The following is a 6,754-nucleotide window of genomic DNA, read 5'->3' on the forward strand; positions in this document are numbered from 1 at the left end:
CTGCGCAGCAGGGAACCGGTCCAGCACCACGGATCCGGCCGCCCCGGCGTAGCCGTGCACCCGTACGGCCCCGCCCCGCTGCGACCGCACACACAGGACCTTGGCCACGCCCACCCCATCAGCGAGGAGCAGACGCATGTCGACCGACACCACCGGTGACTTCAAGGTCGCCGACCTTTCCCTGGCGCCGTTCGGCCGCAAGGAGATCCAGCTGGCCGAGCACGAGATGCCCGGCCTGATGTCGATCCGCGCCGAGTACGCCGAGTCGAAGCCGCTGACCGGCGCCCGCATCACCGGCTCGCTGCACATGACCGTGCAGACCGCCGTCCTCATCGAGACCCTGACCGCCCTGGGCGCCGAGGTCCGCTGGTGCTCCTGCAACATCTTCTCCACCCAGGACCACGCGGCCGCCGCCATCGCGGTCGGCCCGGAGGGCACCCCGGAGAACCCGCAGGGCGTGCCGGTCTTCGCCTGGAAGGGCGAGACCCTCGACGAGTACTGGTGGTGCACCGAGCAGGCCCTGACCTGGCCTGAGGGCAAGACCCCGAACATGATCCTGGACGACGGCGGCGACGCCACCCTGCTGATCCACAAGGGCGTCGAGTTCGAGAAGGCCGGTGCCGCGCCGGACCCGTCCACCGCGGACAACGACGAGTTCCGGATCATCCTGGAGCTGCTCAACCGCACCCTCAAGGACTCCCCGAACAAGTGGACCGAGGTCGCCGCCACCATCAAGGGCGTGACCGAGGAGACCACCACCGGTGTCCACCGCCTGTACGAGATGCACCGTGACGGCCAGCTGCTGTTCCCGGCGATCAACGTCAACGACTCGGTCACCAAGTCGAAGTTCGACAACAAGTACGGCTGCCGCCACTCGCTCATCGACGGCATCAACCGCGCCACCGACGTCCTGATCGGCGGCAAGGTCGCCGTCGTCTGCGGCTACGGCGACGTCGGCAAGGGCTGCGCCGAGTCGCTGCGCGGTCAGGGCGCCCGCGTCATCGTCACCGAGATCGACCCGATCTGCGCGCTCCAGGCGGCGATGGACGGCTACCAGGTCGCCACCCTGGAGGACGTCGTCGAGACGGCCGACATCTTCATCACCACCACGGGCAACAAGGACATCATCATGGCCTCCCACATGGCCCGGATGAAGCACCAGGCCATCGTCGGCAACATCGGCCACTTCGACAACGAGATCGACATGGCCGGCCTGGCGCAGCTGCCCGGCGTCGTGAAGACCGAGGTCAAGCCGCAGGTCCACGAGTGGCGCAAGGCGGACGGCCGCACCATCATCGTCCTCTCCGAGGGCCGCCTGCTGAACCTGGGCAACGCGACCGGCCACCCGTCGTTCGTGATGTCCAACTCCTTCGCGAACCAGACGATCGCCCAGATCGAGCTGTTCACGAAGACCGAGCAGTACCCGATCGGCGTCTACGTGCTGCCCAAGCACCTGGACGAGAAGGTCGCCCGGCTGCACCTCGACGCGCTCGGCGTGAAGCTGACCACCCTGAGCCAGGACCAGGCCGACTACATCGGCGTCCCGGTCGAGGGCCCGTACAAGGCGGATCAGTACCGCTACTGATGCGGTGAACCGCGGCTGACGCGGTGCGGCGTACGCCGGTGGCCGGCACCCCTGCGCGGGGGTGCCGGCCACCGGCGCGTTCGGCGGTCCGTGTTCAGGGCACGATGACGTCGGTGGTCCAGGCGGCGGCGTCCGGGCCGAGGGCCTTGGTGTGGGCGAGCATCCAGGGGAGGCCGCCGAGCTGCTCCAGGGAGGGCGGATCGCCGGCTCCGGTGCCGATGGAGATCTCCACCCCGTTCTGGACGGACTCCAGGGGCGGGTGCGGGTCGGTGTAGGGCGAGCCGTCCGTGCTGGTGTAGACCGGGCGCGGCCCGATCGGCCGCAGGCTGACCGAGACGTTCTTCCCCTCGACCTGGAACATCAGCCACAGGTTCCAGGCCCCGACGCCGTCCGTGTCCGGCCGCGAGAGCATGACGTCGGTGGCCTTGAACGTCTCGGGCAGGCCGGTGAACTGCACCGGCAGCGGGACGTTCCAGTGACCGAACCGGACGCCGGTGGCCACCTGGTGGAGGACTTCGTCGGTGACGTCCCCCGGCACTCCGCCGTTCCCGCTGACCTCGGCCCAGCGGCCCTCGGGAGTCAGCCAGCGCAGCGTCGGCTGGTAGCGCTCGGGCTGGTCGGCGACCACCCGGTAGGCCGGTCGTCCGTTGACCGGTTCGGCGTCGACCTTGCCGAGTTTCACGTTGAACCCCGTCATCGGGGGCTCGGAGCCCGCCGGGTACTGGGAGAGCATGATGCGGGCGGCGTTCTCGCCCACGCCTCGGGCCTGGGCGTAGATGCCGTGGTAGCCGGTCTCGTAGCCGATGTGCTGCTCGCCGCCCACCCAGTCGGGCAGCCAGCCGAAGTGGACCTCGGTGGTCAGCGGGTCGATGCCGCTCACGGTCGGGGTGGGGGTCGGAGTCGGCGTCGAGGACGGCGAGGTGCTCGGGGTGGGCCCCGCCGGCGGTGTCGGGGCGACGGTGCCGCTTCCCGGGGCCAGCAGCGCGGTGGTCGCCACCACCGCCACCGTCACGGCGGCGACGGCGCCGACCGCGGCGCGCTTGCGACGGCGCAGCCGGGCGGTGCCCTCGGCGATCGAGCGGTCGGCGTCGAACCGCGCAGGTGGCGCCGACCCGTCGGCGAGGGCCGTCAGCCGGGCGGTGAGGTCGTGGTGATCCTTGCTGGTCATGGCGTCCTCCCTGCGACGGTGGGGCGGGCGGCGAGCCTGCCGCGGAGGGTGTCCAGGGCCCGGGAGCTCTGGCTCTTGACGTTGCCCGACGAGCAGCCCATGGCGTCGGCGGCCTGGTCGATCGTCAGGTCGCAGTAGTACCGGAGCACCACGGCCGCCCGTTGGCGGGCCGGCAGCGTCGCCAGGGCGTGGCGCAGGTCCAGCGAGGCGTCGAGGTCGACGGGCACGGACTCGGTGTCGAGGTCGGTGCCCGGCCGGCTGGTCCGCCGCCACCAGGAGGTGCGCTGCTCGGCCAGGAAGGTGTTGACCAGCACCCTGCGGGCGTAGCCGTCCAGGTTCTCCATGCGGCCTGCCCGCGACCAGTTCACGTACAGCTTGGTGATGGTCTCCTGGACCAGGTCGTCCGCGCGGTGCCAGTCCCCGCACAGCAGATAGGCGACCTTGCGCAGCCAGCCGCTCCTGGAAGTCACGTACTCCGTGAACTCCTCGTCGCGTGCCTGCTTCGCCATCTGCGCCCCCCTTCTCCCTCGTACCGTCGGCGCTCGTGCGCGCCGTCCACCCCCCTAATGCGGGCACCCGCCCCGAACGTTGCATGCGAATGCGCACGTAGGCTTTCGGACATGCCCAACGGCCGGTACACGCTCCATACAGCCATGACTCCTCTGGGTCACGACCGCGTGCTGCTCGGGGAGGAGCGCTTCAGCTGCGCCCCCGGGGCGGCCGGCTGGCGGTACGTCTCCAAGACCTACGCGCCGGACGGGCGGGTGATCGGCAGCGTCGACCTCACCCTGGACTCGCGGGCCCGCCCGCTGCGGATGGAACTGCGGGCCGGCGGCTGGCAGGTGCGCGGCGGCGCGGTGGACGGCGTCGCCTGGGTCCGGACGGACGCGGCGGACCCGGGCGGCGAGCACAGCGTGGAGGGGCACGACCGGGCGCACGGGTTCACCGGCGGCTCGCCGGCCTTCCTGGTCGCCACCGCCCGGCTGCTGCGGCTGCGGGAGGGGGCGAGCGCGCGGGTGCGGCTGGTCGCGTTCACCGAACCGGTGCTGGCGCCGCGCACCTTCGACCAGGGGTGGCTGCTGGAGGGTGTCGACACGCACCAGACCGACTCCGGGCCGCTGCTGGTCGAGCGGTACCAGGTCGCGGACCTGGAGACCGGCGAGCAGCAGGTCGTGCACCTCGCGGGGGACGTGGTGCTGGCGGCCGACGGGATCGAACTGGAGGAGCTGGCGTCGCCGCCGAACGCCTGGCCGGCGCAGTTCGGGGAGTAGGTCCGGGTTGCGCGGGCCGGGCTGAGTGGGCCGGGCGGCGGGCCCGCGCGGCAGTGTGGTGAGCCTAGGCGGGCGGCGCGAAGCCGGTGTCGGGGGCCGGTGTCGAGGACGGTGCCGGTGCCGGGGCCGGTGCCGGGGTTGGTGCCGGTGCCGGGGACGGCTGGTCGGCGGTGGGCGGGGCGGGCTTCTCGAAGGAGGGGGCGGCCGGCTGGGGCGCGGGAGCCGGCCACGCGGCGGGTGCGGGGGCCGCGGTCCGCTGCCACTGCGCCTGGGCCCGCGTCCACTCCCGGCGCTGGCGCTCGGTGAGCACCGCGCCCAGGTACGCCGCCGGGTGCAGCCCCTGCGCCACCGGGTGACCGGTCCGGGCGGCCAGGTCGCCGGCCAGCCGGGTGGACATCTGGAGCGCCACCGTCGGATCCAACTGGCCTATGCGGCCCAGCAGTTGGCGGATCGCCAGCCAGAGCGGCTCCGGCACCGCGGACAGGTCCATCGCGACCAGCTCCCGGCCCATCGCCTGGAGCAGGTGCGGGTGCACGGGCGGCAGCGGGGGCGGCGTCCCACCGCCCGGGGTGCGCTCGCGGACGACCACCGTCCCGGCGAAGATGTCGCCCAGCCGCTTGCCGTCCGCGTTCACGGCCGAGGTGATCACCGCCGGCACGCCGGTCATGGCGACCAGCTCCATGAAGCCGACCAGCCCGCGCACCAGCGAGTGCCGGAACCGCACCGGGCCGCCGTCGGTGCGCACCACCCGCAGGCCGAGCGCGGCCTTGCCGAGCGAGCGCCCGTGGCTGAAGGTCTCGACCATCACCGGCACGGCCACCAGGAAGAACACCAGCAGCCCGATCAGGGTGGCCGCCAGCGCCGCACCGTCCAGTCCGATCAGGGCGACGCTCAGGGTGAGCGAGACCAGGAACAGGGCGGCGAATTCCACGAGCAGGTCCAGCGTGATCGCCAGCGCCCGGCTGGGAAGCTTCGCCGTCTGCAGGTCGAGGACGACCGCCTCGCCCGTCACCAGGTCGCTCAAGACACCTGTCCGTTCACGTTCGTGGAGCCGTACAGCTCACTCATGGAGGCCGCCGAGGGCGGCACGGACGAGGGGAGGGACGTCACCCGGACCGGCCCCCACGACCTGCTCTCCGCAGTCTGATCCGCAGCCGCAAACATACGGCGCCCGGTGGCCGCACGGGAAGTGAGATCCCGGCGGCCGGGGTGCCCACCGCTCCTGGCATGCTGGGCCGCGCGTGTCCGTACCTACCCGCCCGTCCGCCCGCCCGCGACCGGGCCCCTCGCGCCCACCGCCGACCATGGAGCCGCCGAATGGACCTGGACGTCTTCGTCGCCACCCACCAGGGGGAGTGGGCACGGCTGGACGCCCTCGCCCGACGGCGCCGGCTCAGCGGGGAGGAGGCCGACGAACTGGTCACCCTCTACCAGCGCGCCACCGGCCACCTGGCCAAGGTCCAGGCCGCCGCACCGGACCCGGCCCTGCTCAGCCGGCTGACCGGCCTGGTCTCGCGGGCCCGCAGCGCGGTGACCGGATCGCGCAGCAGCGGCTGGCACGACGTCGCCCGGTATTACACGGTGAGCTTCCCGGCCGCGCTGTACCGCGCGCGCCGCTGGTGGGTGCCGGTCGCGGTCGTCTCGCTGCTGGCCACCGCGGTGCTCGCCTGGTGGATGGCCACCCACCCCGAGGTCCGCAACAGCCTGGTCGCCCCGGATCACCTGCGGGAGATGACCCGCCCGGGCGGGCAGTACGAGTCGTACTACTCGGACCGCCCGGCGAGTTCGTTCGCCGCACAGGTCTGGACGAACAACGCCTGGATCGCCGTGCAGTGCCTGCTGTTCGGGATCGCGCTGGGTCTCCCGGTGCTCTGGGTGATGTGGACCAACGTGGTCAACCTCGGTGTCGGCGTCGGGCTGATGGCCTCCGCCGGGCGACTCGACGTCTTCCTCGGCCTGCTCATCCCGCACGGCCTGTTGGAGCTGACCGCGGTGTTCGTGGCCGGCGGCCTCGGTCTGCGCCTCGGCTGGACGGTCATCGACCCCGGCCCGCGCACCCGTGGAACGGCCCTGGCCGAACAGGGCCGCTCCATCATCGGCATGTCCATCGGCCTCGCGACGGTGCTGGCCGTTTCCGGTGTACTCGAAGCGTTCGTCACCCCTTCCGGACTGCCCACCTGGGCGCGCATCTCGATCGGCGTGCTGGCCGAGGCGGCATTCCTCCTCTACGCGCTGGTGTGGGGCCGAAAGGCCGCCGAGGCCGGCGAAGTCGGTGATCTGGACGCGGCCGATCGGGCGGATCTGCAACCCGTCGCGGCCTGAGGCGAGGTGATCCACACGCCTCTGACCTGGTACTCTTCTCGCATCCCGACCAAACCATTGACGTGGTGAGGGTGGGCTAGTAGGTTTGAACGGTTGGGACAGACTGGACAACGGTCAGTCCCGGGCGTTAGTGTCTACGACACCGCCAAATCGAGGTGAGCGCGTTTTATGAATGCGCATCCTTCGACGAAGCAAAATCCCGCGGACTGAGCACACCGAAAGCTTTGATAAGCTTCGGAGCGAAGTTCGAAGGAAATCCCGCCAGCGGGAATTCGGAGAAACGAAGCCGGTAAGAACGGCCGCGAGGATCTGATAAGCTGGAAACACGAAAGAACGAAGCGCCCGGAGGGCCCGCTGGAAGGCGGTCCGAAGGAAGTGTCCGTTCCTTGAGAACTCAACAGCGTGCCA

The 6,754-nt window shown here is 71.4% G+C and carries 6 protein-coding genes; 3 read left to right on the forward strand and 3 right to left on the reverse strand.

Annotated elements, in window-relative coordinates; translation table 11 throughout:
* Positions 1-136: 136 nt before the first annotated feature.
* A complete protein-coding gene (ahcY, locus tag ACFVHI_RS27460; protein ID WP_063349141.1) occupies positions 137-1,585 on the forward strand; it encodes an adenosylhomocysteinase in 1,449 nt (482 codons plus the stop codon).
* Positions 1,586-1,679: 94 nt separating this feature from the next.
* Here ahcY and ACFVHI_RS27465 read toward each other — a convergent pair whose 3' ends face one another.
* Positions 1,680-2,753, reverse strand: coding sequence for a hypothetical protein (locus tag ACFVHI_RS27465; RefSeq protein ID WP_380343742.1), 1,074 nt, complete (start codon positions 2,751-2,753; stop codon positions 1,680-1,682).
* Positions 2,750-3,262 carry a SigE family RNA polymerase sigma factor gene (locus ACFVHI_RS27470; protein WP_380343744.1) on the reverse strand — a complete coding sequence of 171 codons (513 nt, stop codon included), beginning with the start codon at positions 3,260-3,262 and terminating at the stop codon, positions 2,750-2,752. Before ACFVHI_RS27470 ends, ACFVHI_RS27465 begins: the two co-directional genes overlap by 4 nt.
* A 111-nt stretch (positions 3,263-3,373) precedes the next feature.
* Here ACFVHI_RS27470 and ACFVHI_RS27475 point away from each other — a divergent pair, with 111 nt between their 5' ends.
* Positions 3,374-4,024 (forward strand): hypothetical protein, encoded by a 651-nt coding sequence (locus tag ACFVHI_RS27475; RefSeq protein WP_063349144.1) that lies wholly within the window; start codon positions 3,374-3,376, stop codon positions 4,022-4,024.
* A 64-nt stretch (positions 4,025-4,088) separates the two neighbouring features.
* Here ACFVHI_RS27475 and ACFVHI_RS27480 read toward each other — a convergent pair whose 3' ends face one another.
* A complete protein-coding gene (locus ACFVHI_RS27480; RefSeq protein ID WP_380343747.1) occupies positions 4,089-5,048 on the reverse strand; it encodes an RDD family protein in 960 nt (319 codons plus the stop codon).
* Between the two features lie 293 nt (positions 5,049-5,341).
* On the opposite strand from ACFVHI_RS27480, the gene ACFVHI_RS27485 reads away from it, so the two are divergent.
* Complete coding sequence (locus ACFVHI_RS27485; RefSeq protein ID WP_063349146.1) at positions 5,342-6,346, forward strand: stage II sporulation protein M; 1,005 nt, start codon at positions 5,342-5,344, stop codon at positions 6,344-6,346.
* The last annotated feature ends 408 nt before the right edge of the window (positions 6,347-6,754 follow it).

The sequence above is a fragment of the Kitasatospora sp. NPDC127121 genome, assembly GCF_042677305.1.
Taxonomy (GTDB): Bacteria; Actinomycetota; Actinomycetes; order Streptomycetales; family Streptomycetaceae; genus Kitasatospora.